Here is a 19,545-nt window from a genome sequence, read left to right on the forward strand (position 1 = left end):
CACCCCGAGGGCGTGACCGGCACCGACCGGGCCGCCCACGACGGGGCGGAGTTCGTGGTCGTCGCGAACCGTCTGCCCGTCGACAAAGAAGTCCTCCCCGACGGCACCGTCAACTGGAAGCGGAGCCCGGGTGGGCTCGTCACCGCGCTCGAACCGATCCTGCGCGCCAACACCGGCGCCTGGGTCGGATGGTCGGGAATTCCCGACTCCGACGACAACCCCGACATCGAGGGCATCGACATCCACGCGGTCCCCCTGTCGACGCAGGAGATCGCCGAGTACTACGAGGGCTTCTCCAACGCCACGCTGTGGCCGCTCTACCACGACGTCATCGTCAAACCCGAGTACCACCGCGAGTGGTGGAACACCTACGTCGAGGTGAACCGGCGGTTCGCCGAGGCGGCGTCGAGGGCCGCGGGCGAGGGCGCCGTCGTGTGGGTGCAGGACTACCAGCTGCAGCTGGTGCCCAAGATGCTGCGGATGCTGCGGCCCGACGTCAAGATCGGCTTCTTCCTGCACATCCCGTTCCCGCCGGTCGAACTGTTCATGCAGATGCCGTGGCGGACCGAGATCGTCGAGGGCCTCCTGGGCGCCGACCTCATCGGATTCCACCTGCCGGGCGGGGCGCAGAACTTCCTCTTCCTGGCCCGGCGCCTCGCCGGTCAGGCGACGAGCAAGGGCACCGTCGGCGTGCGGTCACGTTTCGGCGTGGTCCAGGTCGGATTCCGGACCGTGCGCGTCGGCGCCTTCCCCATCTCCATCGAGTCCGGCGAGCTCGACGCGCAGTCCAAGACCCGCAAGATCCGGGAGCGCGCCGCCGAGATCCGCCGTGAACTGGGCAATCCGAAGACGATCATGCTCGGCGTCGACCGGCTCGACTACACCAAGGGCATCGACGTCCGGCTCAAGGCCATCTCGGAGCTGCTGGCCGAGAAGCGCCTCGACCCCGCCGACACGGTGATGCTGCAACTCGCGACGCCGAGCCGGGAACGCGTCGACAGCTACAAGCAGATGCGCGCCGGGATCGAGCAGCTCGTCGGGAACATCAACGGCACGTACGCGACCGTGGGACATCCCGTGGTGCAGTACCTGCACCGTCCGGTCCCCCGCGAGGAACTGCTCGCCTTCTTCGTGGCGGCCGACGTCATGCTGGTCACTCCCCTGCGCGACGGCATGAATCTCGTCGCCAAGGAGTACGTCGCCTGCCGGGGCGATCTCGGCGGCGCGCTCGTACTCAGCGAATTCACCGGTGCCGCAGCCGAACTGCGCTCGGCCTATCAGGCCAACCCGTATGACCTCGACGGCGTGAAAGACGCGATCGAGGCCGCCGTCGAACAGAGCGAACACGAGGGCAGGCGGCGGATGCGCGCACTGCGGAGACAGGTCCTCGCACACGATGTCGCGAAGTGGGCGGAGAGCTTCCTCGGCACCCTCGGCGCCGACTCCGACACCGAGCTGTCACCCAACCGGGGTGTTCATCTGGTGGACGAAGCGGAATGAGCGACAACGGGATTCCCGAAGAGCTCACCGAGGCGCTGACGCGGGCCGCCGGCGTGGGGGTGCTGCTCCTGGCCAGCGACTACGACGGATGTGTCTCACCGATCGTCGCGCGTCCCGAGGACGCCGTCCCCGACCCCGCGTCGATCGACGCTCTCGTCGCTGCGGCCGCACTGCCCGACACCGTCGTCGCCGTCGTGTCCGGTCGCGAGCGCGCCGTGCTCGCTGCGCTGTCCGGCCTCGACGCCCCGGTGGTACTGGTCGGCAGCCACGGCAGCGAGTTCGAGTCCGGGTTCGCGGTCGAGATCACCGATGATGCCCGTGCCCTGCTGAACCGGTTGATCGACGAGTTGTCCTCGATCGCCGCCGATTTCCCGGGCAGCACGGTCGAGGTCAAACCGGCCAGCACCGTGTTGCACGTGCGCAACGCGTCGGAGGCCGACGCCGTCGCGGCACTCGACCGTGTCCGGACCGGTCCGGCCTTCTGGCCCGGTGTGCACACCACCGAGGGAAAGGCCGTTCTCGAACTCGCGGTGATCGAGACCAGCAAGGGGCATGCGCTCGACACCCTGCGCGACCGGATCGGCGCCGACGCGGTCATCTACCTCGGTGACGACGTCACCGACGAGAAGGCCTTCGCCCACCTCCGACCGAAGGACGGCGACATCGGCATCAAGGTCGGCGAGGGCGACACCGCCGCGGAGTTCCGCATCGCCGACACCGACGACGTGGCAACAGTTCTCGCGTTCGTGGCCGAACAGCGGGCGCGCACGGCGTCGGTCGGCTAGGGAGCGACGCCCTCCTGGGCCGGCGCCGCGACGAGCGGGTCCGTCGTCACCGCCCGGCGGGCACTCTCGCGGATCACCTCGTGCACGAAACCGAGTTTGCGCACGACCGGCTCGGGGATGGTGAAGGGGTACAGCGGCCGGCGGCCCATCGCGACGTTCACCCGATTCAACATGAGCGACAACCACTTCCAGTCGTAGAGCAACCGTTCGATCGGCTCGTCGGCATACGACCGGAGCGGCACGATGTCACGCTCCATCGTGAACCGGACCTGCTGGGCATCGAGGTTGAGTCCGGATTCCCGTGCGGTGTCGATGGTTCCGGTGATGTGCAGGTAGTGCGCGAAACACTCGGCGAAGTCCTCCCACGGGTGCATCGTGGCGTACTCGGAGATGAACGACTCGTGCCAGTTCTCGGGTGCCCCGAACCGGTAGTGCCGCGTGATCGCATCGGCGTAGCTCACGCGCTCGTCGCCGAACAGGTTCCGGCACCGATCGAGATAGCGGTCCGCTCCCGGTCCGGTTTCGACGAGCACGTGTTCGAAGTAGTGTCCCGTCTCGTGCCGGAAGTGACCGAGCATGGTGCGGTACTGCTCGCCGAGATCGACCCGGAGCCGCTCGCGATACGCGTCCTGGGTCTCGGCGAGGTCGATGGTCACCACACCACCCGCGTGGCCGATCATCACCGGCCGGCCGAGCGTCTGGCTCGACAGGAGGTCGAACGCCAGACCACCGTCGGTGCGCCAGAACGGTTCCACCGGTAGACCCAGATCGACGAGCTGATACACCAGCAGCCGCAGATCGAAGGATGCCGACGCGAGCTTCTCGAGTGCGATGGTGTCCTCGGCGTCGGGCTGACGACGGATCAGGGACTCCGGAAAGCACCGCCCCCGCAGGCCGATGCTGTCATCGGCGACCTCGGCGGGTGTCAGCCAGTTGCACCGCGTGCGATCCCACAGCGAGCACCGAACCCACCGTTGCTTGTTCGGCCCGCTCGTTCCGCTCCCGGCGCCGGGGCCGTCGATCTCGACCCCGTCCTCGCCGACCACGTACAGCGACCGCGACGGCAGATGGACGCCGACGGTCGTCCCGCAGTCCGGGCACGTCTGGCGGTCGAAGCCCGACAGCGCATTGCAGACCGGGCAGGTGAGCGCGTGCACGCGGCTCAGCCTATCCGGACGCGTGCGATCCCGTCGTCGATCGGGAGCTCGCCGCGCACCGTTGCCGTCACCTCGTAGGAGTTGAGGTTGATCGAACCGCGATGGTTGTCGAGGAATGCGGTGTCGGCGGCATCGCGGCCGGTCGAGATCCGCACGATGCTCTGCCGCGGAGCGAGTCCGGTCGCGTCGACGACCACCCACTCGCCGTCCACGATCGCCTCGGCGACGGCGTGGAAGTCCATCGGCGAACATCCCGGCGCATACACCGCGACGAGACGCGCGGGGATGTTGAGTGCCCGCAGGAGTGCGACGACCAGATGCGCGTAGTCGCGGCACACACCGGCACCGGCGAGCAATGTGTCGGCGGCACCGTCGATGGGATCGGAGGTCCCCGGGATGTAGCTGAGCCGATCCGACACGTATTCGGTGACCTGTCTCAGGATCTCACCGTCGGGCAGCGACGAGTCGAACTGACCCGCGGCGAACCCGAAGAACTTGTCGCACTCGGCATATCGGCTGGGACGCAGGTATGTCGAGCGATCGGCGATGTCGACGGGCAGCGGATCGGCGGGGGTCAGCACCGACGCCCAGTAGTCGATGGTCAGGACACCCCGCTCGAGTTGCAGGCGGTGGATCCGGGAACCGTGCGGGCCGATGATCTCCTCCGGGGTCACCGACCGTCCGTCGAACTCGAGCTTGAGTTCCTCCTCCAGGTGGAGTCCGGGCACTCGGGCGACGGTGATCTGCATCTCCAGTTCGGTGGGGTCGTCGACCCGCACCTCGAGCCGTGCGGACACATCGCGGGGCAGCGTCATGGACTCACCGTAGGGGATGTGCGCGACGACGGCAGCGGCAGGCGGCCTGGGACCCGCTACAGCGTCGCCATGGCCGCGACCGGGTCCGCGTAGATGACGCTGAGCGCCACCACGACCGCCGCGCTCTCCTGCACGCGCACACCGAATCTCGACGGTGCGATCTCCAGCGGCCAGGTGAGCGTCGTCGCCTCGTCGAAGGCTGCCTGTACCGGGGCGAGCCCATGGGGGTGCGCAGCGAACGCATCGCCCGCGACGACGATGGCATCGGGATTGATCACGTCCCGGATGAGCGCGACCGACTCACCGAGAACGCGGGCCCGCTCGTCGACGATCCGGGCCGACGTGGGACTGATGGCGAGGCGACGCGCCGCGGCCTCGGCGGCGTCGTCGCCGATGACGTTCTGCAACCGGACCCGGGTGAGCCCGGGGGCCAGCACCGGCGCCGTCACCGGCAGATGGGCGATGGTGCCCGCCCCGCGTTCGGGCACATGCACCCGGCCGTCGAGAGTCATTGCCATTCCCGCTGTTTCACGGGCGTAGAAGAACAGACCGGACCCACCGTCGTCCCGTGGATGCGACAGGAGCAGCTCAGCGGCGGCCATCGCCTCGACGTGCTCGCACACCGATACCGGGGTGCCGAGATGGTCGGCAAGTGTTGCGCCCACGCCGAGTTGATGCCAGCCCAGGACCCGATGGTTCACCACCCCGGTCTCGGCGTCGACCGCACCGCCGACAGCGACCCCGCCCCACAGCAGCCGGCGCCCGCTGAACCGAGCGACGAGTTCGGCCAGCAGTGCGCTGAGGTGCCGTATGGCGGCTTCCTGGTCATCCGTCGGCGTCAGCACGGCGTGGCTGTGCAACGTTCGCCCGCCGAGGTCGGCAATGGCGAGCACGGTCCGCCGGGCGCCGATGTGCATGCCGGCGACACACAACGAGTCACGATCGATGGTCAGCGGATTCTTGGGTCGTCCAATGGATTTCGGCACGACCAGATCGGGACGTTCGACGACGAGACCGTGCGCGGCCAGCGCGTGCACCTGCCGGTTGATGGTGGCCGGCGACAGACCCGTCGTCGCGGCCAGCTGATCCCGGGTCACCGGTCCGCCGACCCGGATCGCGTGCAGGACCGCCGCCGCCGGGGTGGAGGTCAGTTGCAGCGCCGCCGGGATCACTCCCCCACGCATGCGAAGAATGTAGCAGCGGTGACCGTAAGGTTGAGCCCATGAGCACCGACACCGCCTCCCAGTCGACGGACAACCGACCGATCGCCGTGGTCACCGGCGCGAGTTCGGGGATCGGCGCGGCCACCGCGCGTCAGCTCGCCACGCAGGGCTATCACGTGGTACTCGGCGCCCGGCGGCTCGATCGGGTGACGGCTCTGGCCGACGAGATCGGGGGCACCGGACGACAACTCGACGTCACCGACGAGGACTCCGTGGCAGCGTTCGTCGCCGGACTCGACACGGTGAACGTGCTCGTGAACAACGCCGGTGGCGCGAAGGGCCTGGACCCGGTGTCGACCGCCGATCTCGACGACTGGCGCTGGATGTGGGAGACCAACGTGCTGGGCAGTCTGCGGGTCACCAAGGCACTGCTTCCCGCTCTCATCGCCTCCGGGGACGGCCTGATCGTCTCGGTCACCTCGATCGCGGCGTTCGAGGCCTACGACAACGGCGCGGGGTACACGTCGGCGAAACACGCCCAGGGTGTCACCCACCGGACACTGCGCTACGAACTGCTCGGGAAGCCGGTACGGCTCACCGAGATCGCCCCGGGCATGGTCGAGACCGACTTCTCCCTCGTCCGTTTCGAGGGCGACCAGGAACGCGCGGACAAGGTCTACGAGGGCCTCACGCCGCTGGTCGCCGCGGACGTGGCCGAGGTCATCGGGTTCGTCGCGTCCCGCCCACCGCACGTGAACCTGGATCAGATCATCCTCAAGCCACGCGACCAGGCCTCCGCCCGACGGAACATCAAGACGGGCTAGTGGTGTGGCTCGCTAGCGCGGTGCCGGGGCGTTCGAGGTGGGCGCCCCGCTGGGGGTCGCGGGCACCGAGGTCTCGCGGACCTCGCCCTTGATGGCCGACATGCCCTGCCACGTCTCCCAGTCGTAGATCCAGTCGTAGATGTCGCCGTCGGCCTCCGACAACGCGATCCTGGTGCCGGTGACCTCCACCGGGTCGCCGTAGACGGCGACCCCGAAGTACCGCTCGGCGTCGGACTCGGACAGGTTGATGCACCCGTTGGTGACATTCGCCGAGCCCTGCACGTTCACTGTCTCGGGGTTGGCGTGGATGAACTCGCCGTTGTTGGAGATCCGCACGGCCCAGCGCTCGCGGATGTTGAAGTAGCCCGCGGCGGGGTTGCTCATGAAGAACTCCTCGTACTTCTCGGTCACCACGTGGATTCCCGAGCGCGTGACGTTCCGGTCCAGGTCGCCGCCGCCGTAGCTGCACGGCAGGCTCATGAGCTCGGCGCCGTCGCGGAGCACGACGATCCGGTGCGAGGACTCCTCGGCCTTCACCACCTGCGCGCGCCCGATGGAGAAGTCGCTGGTGACATCGGCGGCTCCGTAGGCTCCGCCACCGTGGTCGAGCCCGTACAGCTTGGCCGCCATGCTGACCTTGGTGCCGGGCGCGTAGTACTCGCGCGGCCGCCAGTGCACGCGGGAGCCGTTGTCTTCCCCCAGCCACGCCCACGACCCCTCGGTCGGCGGGGTGGTGGTGACCGTCAGCGCACGCTCGACGGCCTCTTTGTCCTCGACCGTGCCGTTGAACTTCAGGATGATCGGCGCCGCGATGCCGACCTCCTGCCCGTCGCCGATGTTGACGACGACGTTCACCTGACTCGACGGGGTCAGGGTGGTGAACGACCCGGCGACCGGCACGACCTTGCGATCGACACCCACCGCCGTTCCGCTCCAGGTGTATTCGGTGCCGTAGCCGAGCGGTTCGCCGATCGTGTAGGTCGTCCGGTCGTCCGACAACTGCCCCTTCACCACGACTCCGCGCGGGTTGGTGAGCTTCACGTCGGGGTTCAGGAATCCGTCCGTTGCCTTCACCGAGAACTCGGCGGTCGGGCCGGCCGGTTCGCCGTCGAGTGCCGGGGTGAAGGTCAGGCGGACCGAGGGGTCGGCCGGGGTGTCCTCACCGGGGCCGAGGCCGGAGCCCGAGCAGGCCGCCACCGCGACCCCGAGCGCACCGACCCCGGCCGCGGCGAGCACGGAGCGTCGGTTCACCGAGGTCTGAGGAGTCATCACCGCAACAACAGTACCGATGCGGCGGTTCGCATCGGTGGGTTGCGGATCGGGTCACGCGTGGGGGGCACCGGTTTCGTCGGCGTCGCGGGCCCGGTCACCCGTCCGCACGGACGGCAGGTGGGCGCGCTCACCGGCGTGATCCATCATCGACAGCACCTCCGCGGGGCCCTGATACGCGCAGATCGCGTGCGGGATCATCGTCGAGAACTCCGCGGCGTCGCCCTCGGGTACCAGGATCGTACGGTCGCCCAGCCACAGCTTCACTGTTCCGGACAGCACCGTGAACCACTCGTAACCGGGATGGACGCGCAGGTCACCGACGGGCTGCTCGCGGTCGAAGCGCATCTTCGCCACGGTCACGCCCTGCGGCGCGTTCTCGCGGGAGAGCAACCACATCGTCATCCCCTCCACCGTGTGCGGTTGGGGCCGGATGACGACGTCGGTGTCGTCGGCGGGTTCGACCAACTGGTCCAGGGTGGTGCCCAGCGCGCGCGCGATCGGCACGAGCTGGTCGAGAGCCACCCGGCGGTGACCGGTCTCGATCCGGCTGAGGGTGGACGGCGACAAGTAGCACCGGACGGCGAGGGCATCGAGCGTCCAGCCCCGCGCGATCCGGAGCCCACGGATGCGCTGACGGACGACTGCATCGAGTTCTTGCGTCATTGGCAAGACTGTATGCCATCGGGGCATGATGCCGCTACCGTGGAGTCATGTCCAGCACTCACCACCACCAACCGGCCACCGGACACCACGCTCACGCGAACCACGCCGACCACCACGACCATGCCCGCCTCGCCGCGGCCCTCGACCTCGACGCCGAACTCATGGCCGACCACCTCGACGACGCCGCACGCCTGATCGCGGAGTCGCTGGGGCACGCGCCGGTGCGCATCGCGGATCTGGGCGCAGGCACCGGGACCGGGACCGAGGCACTCGCCCGCCACTTCCCGCATGCGCAGATCGTCGCGGTCGACGGCTCGCCCGACATGGTCGCGCTCGTCGATCGCCGGGCGCGGGACGGCGGATTCGACGATCGGGTGACCGCCGTCGTCGCCGATCTCGACGACGGGTTGCCGCCGCTCGGATCGCCCGATGTCGTGTGGGCGGCCATGTCGCTGCACCACGTCGCCGATCCGCAGCGCCTGCTGCGAGAGGCTGCGACGTCGCTCGGACCGGACGGGGTCGTCGTGATCACCGAGATGGCAGGGGTCCCGCGTTTCGTCCCCGCACACGAGGACACCGAGCTGAGCGGCCTGCAGGACCGCTGCGGAGCCGCGGCGGCCGGGGCCGGGTGGGAGGCGCTCGTGGACTGGACCGACACGTTCGACGACGCCGGGTACGACATCCTCCGTTTCGAGACCATCCACGTCGAGCGGAGCGAACCGAGCCGGTCGGTCGCGCGCTACGCGCGTCACTGGTTCGCCCAGTTCCGGCACCGGCTGGCCGACTCCCTCGATGCGGCCGACCTGGCCCTGCTCGATCACCTGATCGACGAATCCGATTCCGACGCACAGTGTCTGGATGACCTGACCCTGTCCGCCGGGCGGCTCCTCTGGATCGCCCGCCCGCGCACGACCGTGACCCCCCACCCCGAGAGCGAGTGACCGATGACCGATTCCGTGACCACCGAAACACCTTCGACCACAGCCGAATACGATGTCGCGATCGTCGGCGGCGGAGCTGCGGGACTCAGTGCCGCAACAGCACTGGCGCGTTCGCTGCGCAAGGTCGTGGTGATCGATGCGGGGCAACCGCGCAACGCGCCGGCAGCGGCAGCCCACAACGTGCTCGGACAAGACGGGATCTCCCCCCTCGACCTGCTCGCGCGTGGCCGCGCGGAGGCGACGGGATACGGGGCGGAGATCCGGTCGGGCACCGTCGTCGACGCCACCGGCTCCATCGACGACTTCACGCTGCACCTCTCGTCGGGCGAGGTCGTGGTGGCCCGGCGCCTCATCCTCGCGACCGGACTGGTCGACCGACTCCCGGAGATCCCCGGAGTCGCCGAGCTGTGGGGGCACGATGTCCTGCACTGTCCGTATTGCCACGGTTACGAGGTCCGCGGCACCCGGATCGTCCAGATCGCGACGAGCCCGATGTCCGCACATCAGGCGCTCATGTTCCGCCAGCTCACCGAGCAGGTCACGGTGATCGCGCACGATCCGACCGCCCTGTCCGCGGATGACCGGCGGCATCTCGCGGTCACCGGCATCGACGTCGTGGATGCCCGCGTCGAGCGCGTCCGGACGCGCGACGACGACGGATCGGCCCGCCTCGACGGCGTCCTCCTGTCCGACGGCACCCTGGTCGACGCCGACGCGGTGGTCGTCTCGCCGAGGTTCGTGGTCCGGGGTGAGCTCTACGAGCGTCTGGGCGGAGAACTCGCCGAGGGTCCGATGGGCATGGGCGGCGTGGTCGGAACCGGCCCGATGGGCGAGACCGCGCTACCCGGTGTGTGGGCAGCCGGCAACACGACGACCCTGAACGCGATGGTGACCGTGGCCATGGGCGAGGGACTCTCGGCCGGCGCAGCGGTCAACGCGAGCCTGGTCATGGCGGACCTGCACGCCACGGTCGCCGCGCCGGCCTGACGGCCGACCATCCGCACCGCCGTCGGCCGCCTACTCGGGGAAACCCTCGAGGACGGCGGCCGACGCGGACAACCCGAGCCGGGTTGCGCCTGCGGCGACGAGTTCGGCCGCGAAGTCGGCGGTCCGGATTCCACCACTCGCCTTCACTCCGACCCGGTCGCTCACCGCGGCACGCATCAGTTGCACCGCCTCGACGCTCGCGCCGCCCGCCGGATGGAAACCGGTCGAGGTCTTCACCATCGACGCACCGGCCCGCTCGGCGCGGCGGCACACCTCGGTGACGGTGTCGGGTCCGGCGAGCTGCAGCAGCGCCGCCGACTCGATGATCACCTTGAGGAGGGTCTCGTCCCCGACCGCCTCACGGACCGTGAGGACGTCGGCGAACACCTCGTCGAACCGGCCGTCGACGGCCGCGCCCACGTCGATCACCATGTCGACCTCGTCGGCGCCGGAGTCGACGGCCAGACGCGCCTCAGCCGCCTTGACCAGCGAGTGATGTTTGCCCGACGGGAATCCGGCCACGACGCAGGTCCGCTGTTCCCCGGTGTCGATCGGGAGCATCGACGGTGACAGGCAGACGGCGAACACCCCGAGCCGCGCCGCCTCGGCCACCGTGGCCTCCGCGTCGGCCCGGGTCGCCTCCGGCTTCAGCAGTGTGTGGTCGATGATGGCGGCGACGTCGCCGCGTCGCAGGTCCGTGTTCGTCACACCGACGAGCTTGGCACACTGACTGTCGTGGCCCCCGGACAGACGACCCCGACAGGTCGAACCCAGACAGATCAGACCGAGCACCGCTATGTACTCACGCTCGGATGCCCCGACCGCACCGGCATCGTGGCCCGGATCTCGACCTTCCTGACCGAGGTCGGCGGCTGGATCACCGAGGCCGCCTACCACTCCGACGAGGAGACCGGCTGGTTCTTCACCCGCCAGGCCATCCGCGTGGATTCGGTGTCGTCGACGGCGGAGGAACTACGTGCGCGCTTCGCGGCCGAGGTGGCCGCCGAGCTCGGCCCCGAAACCGACTGGCGCCTCACCGATTCGCGGGAGACCAAGTCCGCGGTGCTGCTGGTGAGCAAGGAGAGCCATTGCCTCGTCGACCTCCTGGGCCGCGCCCATCGGGGTGAACTCCCCGCCGCCATCCGCGCCGTCATCGGCAACCATCGCGAACTGGAGGACCTGTCCACCCGGTTCGGCATCCCGTTCCACCACGTGCCGTTCGCGGGTGAACGCAAGGCCGAGGCGTTCGCCGAGGTGGGACGGATCGTGGACGGTTATCAACCGGACGCGGTGGTGCTGGCGCGGTTCATGCAGATCCTGCCGCCGCAGTTGTGTGATGCGTGGGCCGGCCGGGCCATCAACATCCATCACAGCTTCCTGCCCAGCTTCATCGGCGCCCGGCCCTACCATCAGGCCTTTGCTCGAGGTGTGAAACTCATCGGCGCCACCTGCCACTACGTCACAGCAGATCTCGACGCCGGACCGATCATCGAGCAGGACGTGATCCGTGTCGACCACAGCGACTCGGTCGCCGACATGGTCCGTCAGGGTCGGGACATCGAGACCCTGGTGCTCTCTCGTGGTCTGCGCTGGCACCTCGAGGATCGCGTCCTGGTCCACGGCCGCAAGACCGTCGTCTTCAACTGAGGCCCCCGACACAGCACACCGCCCCGCGACTTTCGTCGCGGGGCGGTGGCCGAGTCTGTGCCGAATGGCTACTCGCCGGTGCCGGCGTCGTCGTTGCCGAGCGAACCGGTGAGCACATTGCCGAGGATCTCCTCGATAGCGCCGGAGATGCCGCCTTCGATTGCGTCTGACATATCTACTCCTTCGTCATCGGTGAGATTGTTCGTAGATCACCGTCCGCTCTCACCCGTGCGTCGGCTCGTTGCCGACGTTACATATCGATTTCGGAAATGTCTCCCCTACCGTCGAGATCAATTACCGGAACTCCGAGAAAACAGGGGCGAAGGGCCGGCATTGCCGCAGGTGAGCTGCCGAAGACACATTGATTGAAATCAACGTAAACAGAATTCGAACGTTTTCTCGATGCATCGACAATGCAACGTATTGCGCGTTGTCGCCGTTCTTGATCTGACCCAGAAAGAGGTCAGCGGTTGGTGGCGCCGCGCGTCACCAACCGCTGAACCGTATTCCGTCTGATCAGGCCCCGGAATCACTGCCGTCGATCGATCCGCCGCCGATCGAACCCGCGTCTCCGAGACCGCCGAGAATCGCCTCGACGGCTCCACCGATCGCACCAGCGATACCGCCCTCGACAATGCCTGCCATATCCGTCTCCCTTGATGGTGATGAGATCTCTCGTCTTCGGCCGCACGTCTCATCTCGCGGAACGACCTGACGGCGACGTTACAGACCGATCACGGAAACGTCCTCCGATATGAATAATTGATGGTTTGCCTTATCAAATGATGGTCTAACAAACGTGCAATCAATGTCCGACAGTTCGAATGGACCCCCGAAAAGCACACCCGTGTGCTGATATGGCGGAATGACAGAGGTGCAGACGGCCGACGTGCGGGTGCGCCCCCTCATCACCGATGACCGTGACCGCGCACTCGATCTCCTCGAAAACGGGATTCGCGAAGTCCCCGTGTACCGCTGGCTGTTGGGCGAGGCGGCCCCCGTCGAGGCGTTTCGCTGGTACGGCGACATTCTCTTCACCGACCACCTGCCGGGGGCGCGGGGAATGTTCACGCCCGAGGGCGAATTGGTCGCCCTGATGGCCGTCGCCGGCCCCGACCACCACACCCAACCCGTCGACGACGAATTGATGGCGCGCTCGCGCCATTTCGTGATCGCCATCGACGGTTTCATCGCTCGCTTCCGCGAACTGCAGGAGAAGTCCCGGGCACGTGCGGTCGGCGGCGCACACAGCATCGTCTTCGCACTGGTCCACCCGGACCATCGACGACACGGAACGCTCGCAGCGCTCCTCGAGCCGGTTCTGCGACAAGCTCTCGACGCGGGATCGCCGGTCACCGCCAGCACCGCGGATGCGCAGATGATCGACGTGTATGCCCGCAAATGGCGCGGCCGGGTCTACGACGAGTTCACCCTGACGGATGGGCCGACGGTCTGGTTCCTGAGGGTCGACCCACCCGGAACCGTCGTCTAGCCCCCGGCGGGTGCGCGACCGGTCAGACCGAGCAGCCGCCCGACTGCCCCTGCGACGACGTGCCGGTCATCTCACTCGTCAACTGCACGTCCGAACCGCTGACCCCGAACTCGAGGCCCGTGTCGGTGACCTTCAGCGAGTCGACCTGCACCTCGTCGAAGAAGGGCCCGAGCGAAGATGTCGTGATCTGATCGACGATCTGCTGCGCGAAGTCCGGCGGGATGCCGAACACCAGCGCGCTGGCCTTGACGACCTCGAAGTCGACCCGGCCGTCCTTGAGAACGGGTTTGATCGTCGCCGACACCGGCACCTGGAAGACCATGACCGGGAACGCGGCCTGGACCTCGAAGGTGCCGTCGGCGGCGTTGCCGGTGATCTGCTCGACCGCGCCGACACCGCCCGCCCCGGTTCCGGTGCCGGTCCCGGCGCCGGACGCCTGCTCCTTGCTCAATTCAACGATCCGCTCGTACGGGATGAAGCCCGTGCCGTTGAGACTGCGGATGTCGGTGGAGTTCTCGGTGCCGGAGATACCGTCGGCGCGCATGTGCAGGCGGACGCCCCCGGCACTGTCATCGGTGTCGACCTGGACGAACGGGATGTCACCGCTGCCCTGCAGGATGATCGGCTTGCGGCTCAGCGACACCTCGGTGGGCACGCCGGTGAGTCCGCTGAAGGACTCCTCGAGACAGTTGGTGACCTTGTTGCGCAGGTACAGCTCGCTGCCGACCGCGCCGATCACCACCAGGAGCAGCACGCCGACGAGGCTGAATGCCACGATCTTGCCCGTGCTGCGCTTCTTGCGCGGTGAGGTGAAGACCGGCCCGCTGCCGGTGGGGTCGGCAGGACCCGGGGTGATCGGTCCCGACGCCGCGGCGGGGCCGTAGGGATCCTCGCCGGGTGCGAACTGGGACGTCGGCGGCTTGGTACCGCCGAGATCCGTGGTGTCCCCGTCCGACGGCGGGATGGCGGAGTACGCCTGCCCACCCGGGACGATCGGCTCGGTCGCGAACTGCTCGGTCGCGGGAGGCTCACCGTGACCCGCGCCGGGGACCGGCTGCCATTCGCCGCCTCGTTCGGCCGGAGTCGTCTCGCCGACCGCGGGATCGGTATGGGTGGGGTCACCCGCGTGCGGATCGAGCTTCCCGGTCTCGTCGGCGGGCTCCCCGGATGAGGAATCGGGGCGGGGCGTGTTGCTGTCGCTCATGGGTTCCGTCCTGGGTCGTCTGACTCGCGGAGCCGCGCGTGGGCCGGCGTCACGTCGTTGTCCGTTCCACCGCCGACCGGCAGGGGCCGCTCGTTGGCGAGGACTGCCAGTTGCGTACGGGCCTTCTCGACCAGTGCTAGGTCGAGGTCGTGCACGTCCACCCGGATGCTATCCGGATACGCGGCGACCAACGTACCGAACGGGTCTGTGATTTGGCTGTGTCCGATTCCGGTGGGCGCACTCGACGACGCGGCCTCGTCGTCGGTGGGAACTGCCTGGTCGACGGCCACCACGAAGGTCGTCGAGTCCAGCGCTCGGGCCGCGGCGAGCACCTCCCACTGACGGAGCTTGCCCGGGCCGGCACCCCACGACGTGGGGACCACGATCACCTGGGCCCCCAACCGGGCCAGATGGGTGAACAGCCCCGGGAAACGGATGTCGTAGCAGGTGGCGACACCGACGGTGACGCCCCCGACCTCGAACGTCAGTGGTTCCGAGCCCGGGGCCACGTTCTTCGACTCCGTGAAACCGAACGCGTCGTAGAGGTGGATCTTGTGATACCCCAGACGGGTTCCGTCCGGATGGGCCACGACGAGGGTGTTGCGGACGCGGCCGTCGCCGGAGGGGGTGAACATACCGGCCACCACCGTGACGCCCGACGCCGCGGCGACTTCGGACACCCCGCGTGCCCACGGACCGTCGATGTCCTCGGCGACGGGTTTCAACGGCACGCCGAACCGGCACATCGTGGCCTCCGGGAACACGACGAGCTCGGCGCCGCGGGATGCCGCCTCCTCGGTGGCCGAACGCAGCGTCGCCAGGTTGGCGGTCGGGTCGTCGGTCGAACTGATCTGGGCCATCGCCACACGCATAGCGGCCACAGTATCTACTTGGGCGAGACCGCCTCCCACGGAACCGTCAGCACGTTGTCCGACAGGCGACGCCTCGGCACCTCGCAGTCGATCCCGCGTTCGCGGAGCAGACCCAGCGCATGCATCCACCGGACCCGCGGGCCGTACGGCGCCAGCGGGGCGGCGACGTCCCAGCACTGGTCGGCCAGGGCCAGCAGCGCATGAATCCGCTCACCCGGGACATTGCGATGGATCAACGCCTTGGGCAGACGCTCGGCCAGTTCCGACGGACGGTCCGAATGCTCCGGGGCCCAACTGAGCGTCAGGCTGACCGGACCATCGGAGTCGAGGAGTACCCAACTGCACCGCCGGCCTATCTCGTCGCAGGTGCCCTCCACGATGACCCCGCCCGGAGCGAGGGCCGAGCGCATCCGCGCCCACGCATCATCGACCTCGTCCTCGTCGTACTGGCGCAGGACGTTGAACGCGCGCACCAGGCGCGGACGCAGGCCACCCAGCTCGAAGCCGCCCAATCCGAACCGGACACCCGCGCGCGGCTCGACGACGCGTTCGGGGTCGATCTCGAGGCCGACCATCTCCAGATCCGCCGCGACGGAACGCAGCCGCGCGGCCATCTCGACGGTCGTGTCCGGGCGAGCACCGTAACCGAGGTCGACGACGAGGGGGCGCGGGATGTCCAGCGCGGATCGAACCAGCGGCGAGTGGACCATCCATCGGTCGACGCGCCGAAGCCGGTTGGTGTTCGTCGTACCCCGTGTGACCCGGCCCAGCGGTCTGTGACCGGGTCTCATGCGGCCGGGCCTGCTCTCGCTCCGAGCCTCCTCGCTGCGTTCGTGCCTCACTTCGCTCGTCGATATTCTCACTCGGCAACCCGACCGTGGCGGCCGGGACGGCTCACAAGTTCTTGGCGACCCAGTCCTTGGCGTACTCGGCCTCGGCGCGGAAGAGGTCGACGAGGTTGATCAGGATCATCTGCTCGAGCTTGCCGTTGACGAAGGGGACGAAGACCTTGGCCTCGCTGGTCCGGCGGATGGTGCAGCCGCCGTTGTCGGTGGGGAAGAGCTCCTGCCAGCCGTTGAGACTGCCCGGTCCCGCGGGGATCGACGCGTTGTACGTGCCCTTGGTGTTGTCCGGATCGAAGGGCCCCAGGGTCTCCTCGCGGGTGATGACCATGTCCTTCTTCATCACCGTCTTCGCGAGCGGGGGCAGTTGATCGCTGCCGATAGTCTGCTTGAGGACCACCCGGATGCCCGTCTCGTCGGAGACGAAGGAGTCGACCTCGCAGTGCGGGGAGATCATCTGGAAGCCTGCCATCATGTCGTCCCAGTACTGCTTGGTGCTCTGGGCCTGATAGAGCTTCTCCGCGGGGTGCGTGTACCGAGCGGAGTAGCTGAGCCGTCGTGCCATGCAGCCCAGGCTACGTCAGCGGATTTTGGCTCTCCCACTCGACGGTGTGTCCGCGCTCCGCGTCGAGCAGCGCCGACAACTCGCTGACCACCGACTTCTCGATCTTGCCGCCGAAGAGTGGCAGATTCACCGTCACCTCGGCGCGGTTGTCGGTGGTCGCCGGATCGCCGGTCGTCAGCGTCGTGCCGGTGACGTCGACCGGTACCGGCGCCCCGTCGACCGTCGCATGGGTCTCCCCCTCGATCCGGTCGCCGACCAGGCGGTATGTGTTCTTTCGCGGGATGCGGAGGTCGCCCGGCATCACCTTGGTGACCGCGGAGGGCAGCTTGTCCGCGGGGATGCCCTGCTGGATCTCCACCGTCACCGTGTCACCGGCGATGGTCACCTTCTCGACATGACCGTGTCCGGAGTTCATGCGCTCGACGAGGTCGTGCCAGTACTTCTCGGTGGTGTAGATCGCCCACAGTCGCGCGGTGGAGAAGGGATAGGACACCGTGTGCTGCAGCTTGCTCGCCATGGAGAGAACGCTACCGCTCGCCGGTTAACGTTGAGGACGTGACCGACACGCAGGCGCCGCTGAGCGCGCCCCTCGCCGAGCTGACCACCCTGCGTCTGGGCGGACCCGCGCGCGAGATCATCCGATGCGCCGACACCCGCACCATCGTGGAGACCATCCTCGACCTCGATGAACGATCCGAGCCGGTGCTCGTGGTCGGCGGCGGTTCGAACCTCGTCATCGCCGATGCCGGCTTCGACGGCACCGCGGTCGTCCTCGCGAGCGAGGGCGTCGAGTTCGGCTCCGGGCGCGAGTCGGGTCGCGCGCACGTCGTCGCCGACGCCGGGGTGGGCTGGGACGAACTGGTCGCCGCGACGGTGGACGCGGGTTACGGCGGGCTCGAGTGCCTGTCCGGAATCCCCGGCGCCGCAGGGGCGACGCCGGTTCAGAACGTCGGCGCCTACGGCGTCGAGGTGGCCGACATCCTGCGGTCGGTCCAGGTTCTGGACCGACGCTCCGGAAATCTGCGGTGGGTCTCCCCCGCCGAGCTGGGCCTGGGGTATCGCACCAGCAATCTGAAGCACCGTCACGACTTCGTGGTCGTCGCGGTGTCGTTCTGGCTCAACGAGAATCGCGCGAGCCAGCCCATCCGCTATCGCGAACTCGCGACCCGTGTGGGCGTCGAACCGGATGATCGTGTCGACGCGGCAGAGGTCCGCGCGGCCGTCCTGGACCTGCGCGCCGGCAAGGGCATGGTCCTCGACGCCGCGGACTTCGACACCTGGAGTGCCGGATCGTTTTTCACGAATCCGATCGTGCCGGGGGCCGAGGCCCCGGCGGTACTCGAACGGATCGCGGCGCGCGTCGGCGACGATGTCGCGATCCCGACCTATCCCGCCGGTTCCGACGACGCCGACCGGGCGATCAAGTTGTCGGCCGGGTGGCTGATCGAACGGGCCGGATTCCACCGCGGCCACCCGGGCCCGGACGCGGCGGCCAGGTTGTCGACCAAACACACTCTGGCACTGACCAATCGGGGCTCGGCGACAACCACGCAACTACTCGACCTCGCCCGCGAGGTGCGCGACGGGGTCGCCGATGCATTCGGTGTGACGCTGCGACCGGAGCCGGTCCTGGTCAACTGCAGTCTCTGACGAGGACCGTCAGACCGACTGGACGTCCTTGCGCTCCTCGGTCGCCCGCGAGCTCTCTGCGACGACCTCGTCGAGAAGGGCGTTGAAGCGCTCGGCGGCCTCGATGCTCGACATGTGTCCGACACCCTCGTAGACCACCAGGTCGCGCAGGGAGCCGTTGCGCCGCAACACCTCCGCCATCTGCTCGGCGTGCAGTCGCGGAGTGAGCCGGTCCTCGGTGCCGACGACCACCGTGGTGGGCACCGACAGTGCCGCGAGTCCGGCGGTGACGTCCAGCTTCCCCATCGCCGATCCCCACCCGGCGCGAGCGCGGGGTGGGCACGCCCCGATCATCTCGTCCACGAACTCGACGTGTGCCCGGCGGGCGTTCGGCCCCAGCGCGATGTAGTGCGAGAAGCGCACGCCGTAGGACGTCTTCGGGATGGGCACGGGGACCGAGGTGATCATCTTCGCTGCCGCCGGCGCGAACGGCTTGGCGTACACGGGCAGATCGACGGGGATCAGCAGGTGATTGTCCATGACCGCCTTGGCCGCGGTCGACACCAGCACCACCGACGACACCCGCGTCCCGACCTTCTCGGGATTCTGGGCCGCCCAGGACATGATGGTCATGCCACCCATGCTGTGTCCCACCAGGATCGCGCGACGCCCCGCGGGCACCGCGGCTTCCAGCACCGCGTCGAGATCCTGGCCGAGCATCGCCACGGTCGGCCTGCGGCGGCCACGTTCACTCCGACCATGACCTCGCTGGTCGTAGGCGACGACCCGCCGGGAGCCGCCCTCGGTGGCGGCGAGGTGATTGATCTGGGGGTACCAGTAGGCGGTGTTGCAGGTCCAGCCGTGGACCATCACGATGACGTCGCCCGTGTCGTCGACGTCGGAGTCGGGCGCGTCCCCGTAGACCTCGACATTGAGCTGCGTCCCGTCCGCGGTGCGGACCTCGAGGCGCCGTGGGGCGTTGTCCGGCCGGGTGAGCAGATCATCCGGTCCGTCGTCGACGGCGGCGTCGGCGTGTAGCGCTTCACGCGCGAGGCGCGTGAAGATCGTTCCGATCCCCACCGCAACCGCGCCGGCACCGATCGCGGTTGCCACACCGCCCGCACTGGCCAATGATTTCGTGTTCACTCGGCACCCCTCACCTCTGGAGGACCTCACCGGTCCGCTGC

21 protein-coding genes are annotated in these 19,545 nt (G+C 68.4%); 8 read left to right on the plus strand and 13 right to left on the minus strand.

From position 1 onward, the window contains the following. The first annotated feature begins 12 nt into the window (after positions 1-12). A complete protein-coding gene (locus tag MHN80_RS19900; RefSeq protein WP_081487036.1) occupies positions 13-1,500 on the plus strand; it encodes a trehalose-6-phosphate synthase in 1,488 nt (495 codons plus the stop codon). Continuing rightward, on the plus strand, positions 1,497-2,285 hold the full coding sequence (gene otsB, locus MHN80_RS19905) for a trehalose-phosphatase (protein WP_239403377.1): 789 nt from the start codon (positions 1,497-1,499) through the stop codon (positions 2,283-2,285). Before MHN80_RS19900 ends, otsB begins: the two co-directional genes overlap by 4 nt. On the opposite strand, the gene MHN80_RS19910 is transcribed toward otsB, so the two are convergent. From MHN80_RS19910 to MHN80_RS19920, 3 genes are read right to left on the minus strand one after another with little or no spacing between them, the layout of a single operon-like run. Next, positions 2,282-3,442 (minus strand): putative zinc-binding metallopeptidase, encoded by a 1,161-nt coding sequence (locus MHN80_RS19910; protein WP_239403378.1) that lies wholly within the window; start codon positions 3,440-3,442, stop codon positions 2,282-2,284. The two genes, otsB and MHN80_RS19910, sit on opposite strands and share 4 nt — an antisense overlap. Before the next feature lie 5 nt (positions 3,443-3,447). Continuing rightward, entirely contained in the window at positions 3,448-4,257 is an 810-nt protein-coding gene (locus tag MHN80_RS19915; protein WP_239403379.1) for a transglutaminase family protein, read from the minus strand. Between the two features lie 56 nt (positions 4,258-4,313). Next, positions 4,314-5,441: an ROK family transcriptional regulator gene (locus tag MHN80_RS19920; RefSeq protein ID WP_239403380.1), complete on the minus strand. Its 1,128-nt coding sequence runs from the start codon at positions 5,439-5,441 to the stop codon at positions 4,314-4,316. A 38-nt stretch (positions 5,442-5,479) separates the two neighbouring features. Here MHN80_RS19920 and MHN80_RS19925 point away from each other — a divergent pair, with 38 nt between their 5' ends. Continuing rightward, positions 5,480-6,244, plus strand: coding sequence for an SDR family NAD(P)-dependent oxidoreductase (locus MHN80_RS19925; RefSeq protein WP_239403381.1), 765 nt, complete (start codon positions 5,480-5,482; stop codon positions 6,242-6,244). A gap of 12 nt (positions 6,245-6,256) precedes the next feature. On the opposite strand, the gene MHN80_RS19930 is transcribed toward MHN80_RS19925, so the two are convergent. Then, a complete protein-coding gene (locus MHN80_RS19930) occupies positions 6,257-7,513 on the minus strand; it encodes an Ig-like domain-containing protein (protein WP_239403427.1) in 1,257 nt (418 codons plus the stop codon). A 54-nt stretch (positions 7,514-7,567) separates the two neighbouring features. Further along, on the minus strand, positions 7,568-8,179 hold the full coding sequence (locus MHN80_RS19935; RefSeq protein ID WP_239403382.1) for a helix-turn-helix domain-containing protein: 612 nt from the start codon (positions 8,177-8,179) through the stop codon (positions 7,568-7,570). 47 nt (positions 8,180-8,226) lie between these two features. Here MHN80_RS19935 and MHN80_RS19940 point away from each other — a divergent pair, with 47 nt between their 5' ends. Beyond that, the gene (locus tag MHN80_RS19940; protein ID WP_239403383.1) at positions 8,227-9,120 is read left to right on the plus strand and encodes a trans-aconitate 2-methyltransferase; all 894 of its coding nucleotides are present in this window, start codon (positions 8,227-8,229) and stop codon (positions 9,118-9,120) included. A 3-nt stretch (positions 9,121-9,123) separates the two neighbouring features. Next, positions 9,124-10,107 carry an NAD(P)/FAD-dependent oxidoreductase gene (locus tag MHN80_RS19945; RefSeq protein ID WP_239403384.1) on the plus strand — a complete coding sequence of 328 codons (984 nt, stop codon included), beginning with the start codon at positions 9,124-9,126 and terminating at the stop codon, positions 10,105-10,107. Between the two features lie 30 nt (positions 10,108-10,137). Here MHN80_RS19945 and deoC read toward each other — a convergent pair whose 3' ends face one another. After that, positions 10,138-10,815, minus strand: coding sequence for a deoxyribose-phosphate aldolase (deoC, locus tag MHN80_RS19950; RefSeq protein ID WP_033205849.1), 678 nt, complete (start codon positions 10,813-10,815; stop codon positions 10,138-10,140). 27 nt (positions 10,816-10,842) lie between these two features. Between deoC and purU the strand changes: the two genes are divergently transcribed. Further along, positions 10,843-11,754, plus strand: a complete 912-nt coding sequence (purU, locus tag MHN80_RS19955; protein ID WP_101822251.1) for a formyltetrahydrofolate deformylase — start codon at positions 10,843-10,845, stop codon at positions 11,752-11,754. A 516-nt stretch (positions 11,755-12,270) separates the two neighbouring features. On the opposite strand, the gene MHN80_RS25735 is transcribed toward purU, so the two are convergent. Beyond that, positions 12,271-12,399, minus strand: coding sequence for a hypothetical protein (locus MHN80_RS25735; RefSeq protein WP_255220192.1), 129 nt, complete (start codon positions 12,397-12,399; stop codon positions 12,271-12,273). Between the two features lie 220 nt (positions 12,400-12,619). Between MHN80_RS25735 and MHN80_RS19960 the strand changes: the two genes are divergently transcribed. Beyond that, positions 12,620-13,246 (plus strand): hypothetical protein, encoded by a 627-nt coding sequence (locus tag MHN80_RS19960; RefSeq protein WP_239403385.1) that lies wholly within the window; start codon positions 12,620-12,622, stop codon positions 13,244-13,246. 22 nt (positions 13,247-13,268) lie between these two features. On the opposite strand, the gene MHN80_RS19965 is transcribed toward MHN80_RS19960, so the two are convergent. From MHN80_RS19965 to MHN80_RS19985, 5 genes are all read right to left on the minus strand, one after another. Beyond that, complete coding sequence (locus MHN80_RS19965) at positions 13,269-14,450, minus strand: hypothetical protein (protein WP_239403386.1); 1,182 nt, start codon at positions 14,448-14,450, stop codon at positions 13,269-13,271. Then, positions 14,447-15,322, minus strand: coding sequence for a carbon-nitrogen hydrolase family protein (locus MHN80_RS19970; RefSeq protein WP_239403387.1), 876 nt, complete (start codon positions 15,320-15,322; stop codon positions 14,447-14,449). The genes MHN80_RS19965 and MHN80_RS19970 overlap by 4 nt, the downstream gene beginning before the upstream one ends. 14 nt (positions 15,323-15,336) lie before the next feature. Beyond that, positions 15,337-16,113, minus strand: coding sequence for a class I SAM-dependent methyltransferase (locus MHN80_RS19975; protein ID WP_239403388.1), 777 nt, complete (start codon positions 16,111-16,113; stop codon positions 15,337-15,339). A gap of 103 nt (positions 16,114-16,216) precedes the next feature. Next, positions 16,217-16,729 carry a DUF2505 domain-containing protein gene (locus MHN80_RS19980; RefSeq protein ID WP_004022760.1) on the minus strand — a complete coding sequence of 171 codons (513 nt, stop codon included), beginning with the start codon at positions 16,727-16,729 and terminating at the stop codon, positions 16,217-16,219. Between the two features lie 10 nt (positions 16,730-16,739). Continuing rightward, positions 16,740-17,246 (minus strand): DUF2505 domain-containing protein, encoded by a 507-nt coding sequence (locus tag MHN80_RS19985; protein ID WP_239403389.1) that lies wholly within the window; start codon positions 17,244-17,246, stop codon positions 16,740-16,742. Positions 17,247-17,284: 38 nt separating this feature from the next. Between MHN80_RS19985 and MHN80_RS19990 the strand changes: the two genes are divergently transcribed. Next, positions 17,285-18,379 (plus strand): UDP-N-acetylmuramate dehydrogenase, encoded by a 1,095-nt coding sequence (locus MHN80_RS19990; protein WP_239403390.1) that lies wholly within the window; start codon positions 17,285-17,287, stop codon positions 18,377-18,379. A gap of 9 nt (positions 18,380-18,388) precedes the next feature. Here the strand turns inward: MHN80_RS19990 and MHN80_RS19995 are convergent, their stop codons facing one another. After that, positions 18,389-19,504, minus strand: coding sequence for an alpha/beta fold hydrolase (locus MHN80_RS19995; RefSeq protein ID WP_239403391.1), 1,116 nt, complete (start codon positions 19,502-19,504; stop codon positions 18,389-18,391). Positions 19,505-19,545 lie beyond the last annotated feature (41 nt).

It is taken from the genome of Gordonia sp. McavH-238-E, assembly GCF_022348225.1.
Lineage (GTDB): Bacteria > Actinomycetota > Actinomycetes > Mycobacteriales > Mycobacteriaceae > Gordonia > Gordonia terrae.

Excerpts from the sequence above, each read along its gene's own strand:
- otsB (WP_239403377.1), top strand. The coding sequence starts at position 1,497 with ATGAGCGACAACGGGATTCCCGAAGAGCTCACCGAGGCGCTGACGCGG.
- MHN80_RS19915 (WP_239403379.1), bottom strand. The coding sequence starts at position 4,257 with ATGACGCTGCCCCGCGATGTGTCCGCACGGCTCGAGGTGCGGGTCGAC.
- MHN80_RS19920 (WP_239403380.1), bottom strand. The coding sequence starts at position 5,441 with ATGCGTGGGGGAGTGATCCCGGCGGCGCTGCAACTGACCTCCACCCCG.
- MHN80_RS19925 (WP_239403381.1), top strand. The coding sequence starts at position 5,480 with ATGAGCACCGACACCGCCTCCCAGTCGACGGACAACCGACCGATCGCC.
- MHN80_RS19930 (WP_239403427.1), bottom strand. The coding sequence starts at position 7,513 with ATGACTCCTCAGACCTCGGTGAACCGACGCTCCGTGCTCGCCGCGGCC.
- MHN80_RS19935 (WP_239403382.1), bottom strand. The coding sequence starts at position 8,179 with ATGACGCAAGAACTCGATGCAGTCGTCCGTCAGCGCATCCGTGGGCTC.
- MHN80_RS19940 (WP_239403383.1), top strand. The coding sequence starts at position 8,227 with ATGTCCAGCACTCACCACCACCAACCGGCCACCGGACACCACGCTCAC.
- MHN80_RS19945 (WP_239403384.1), top strand. The coding sequence starts at position 9,124 with ATGACCGATTCCGTGACCACCGAAACACCTTCGACCACAGCCGAATAC.
- MHN80_RS25735 (WP_255220192.1), bottom strand. The coding sequence starts at position 12,399 with ATGGCAGGCATTGTCGAGGGCGGTATCGCTGGTGCGATCGGTGGAGCC.
- MHN80_RS19960 (WP_239403385.1), top strand. The coding sequence starts at position 12,620 with ATGACAGAGGTGCAGACGGCCGACGTGCGGGTGCGCCCCCTCATCACC.
- MHN80_RS19965 (WP_239403386.1), bottom strand. The coding sequence starts at position 14,450 with ATGAGCGACAGCAACACGCCCCGCCCCGATTCCTCATCCGGGGAGCCC.
- MHN80_RS19970 (WP_239403387.1), bottom strand. The coding sequence starts at position 15,322 with ATGCGTGTGGCGATGGCCCAGATCAGTTCGACCGACGACCCGACCGCC.
- MHN80_RS19975 (WP_239403388.1), bottom strand. The coding sequence starts at position 16,113 with ATGAGACCCGGTCACAGACCGCTGGGCCGGGTCACACGGGGTACGACG.
- MHN80_RS19980 (WP_004022760.1), bottom strand. The coding sequence starts at position 16,729 with ATGGCACGACGGCTCAGCTACTCCGCTCGGTACACGCACCCCGCGGAG.
- MHN80_RS19985 (WP_239403389.1), bottom strand. The coding sequence starts at position 17,246 with ATGGCGAGCAAGCTGCAGCACACGGTGTCCTATCCCTTCTCCACCGCG.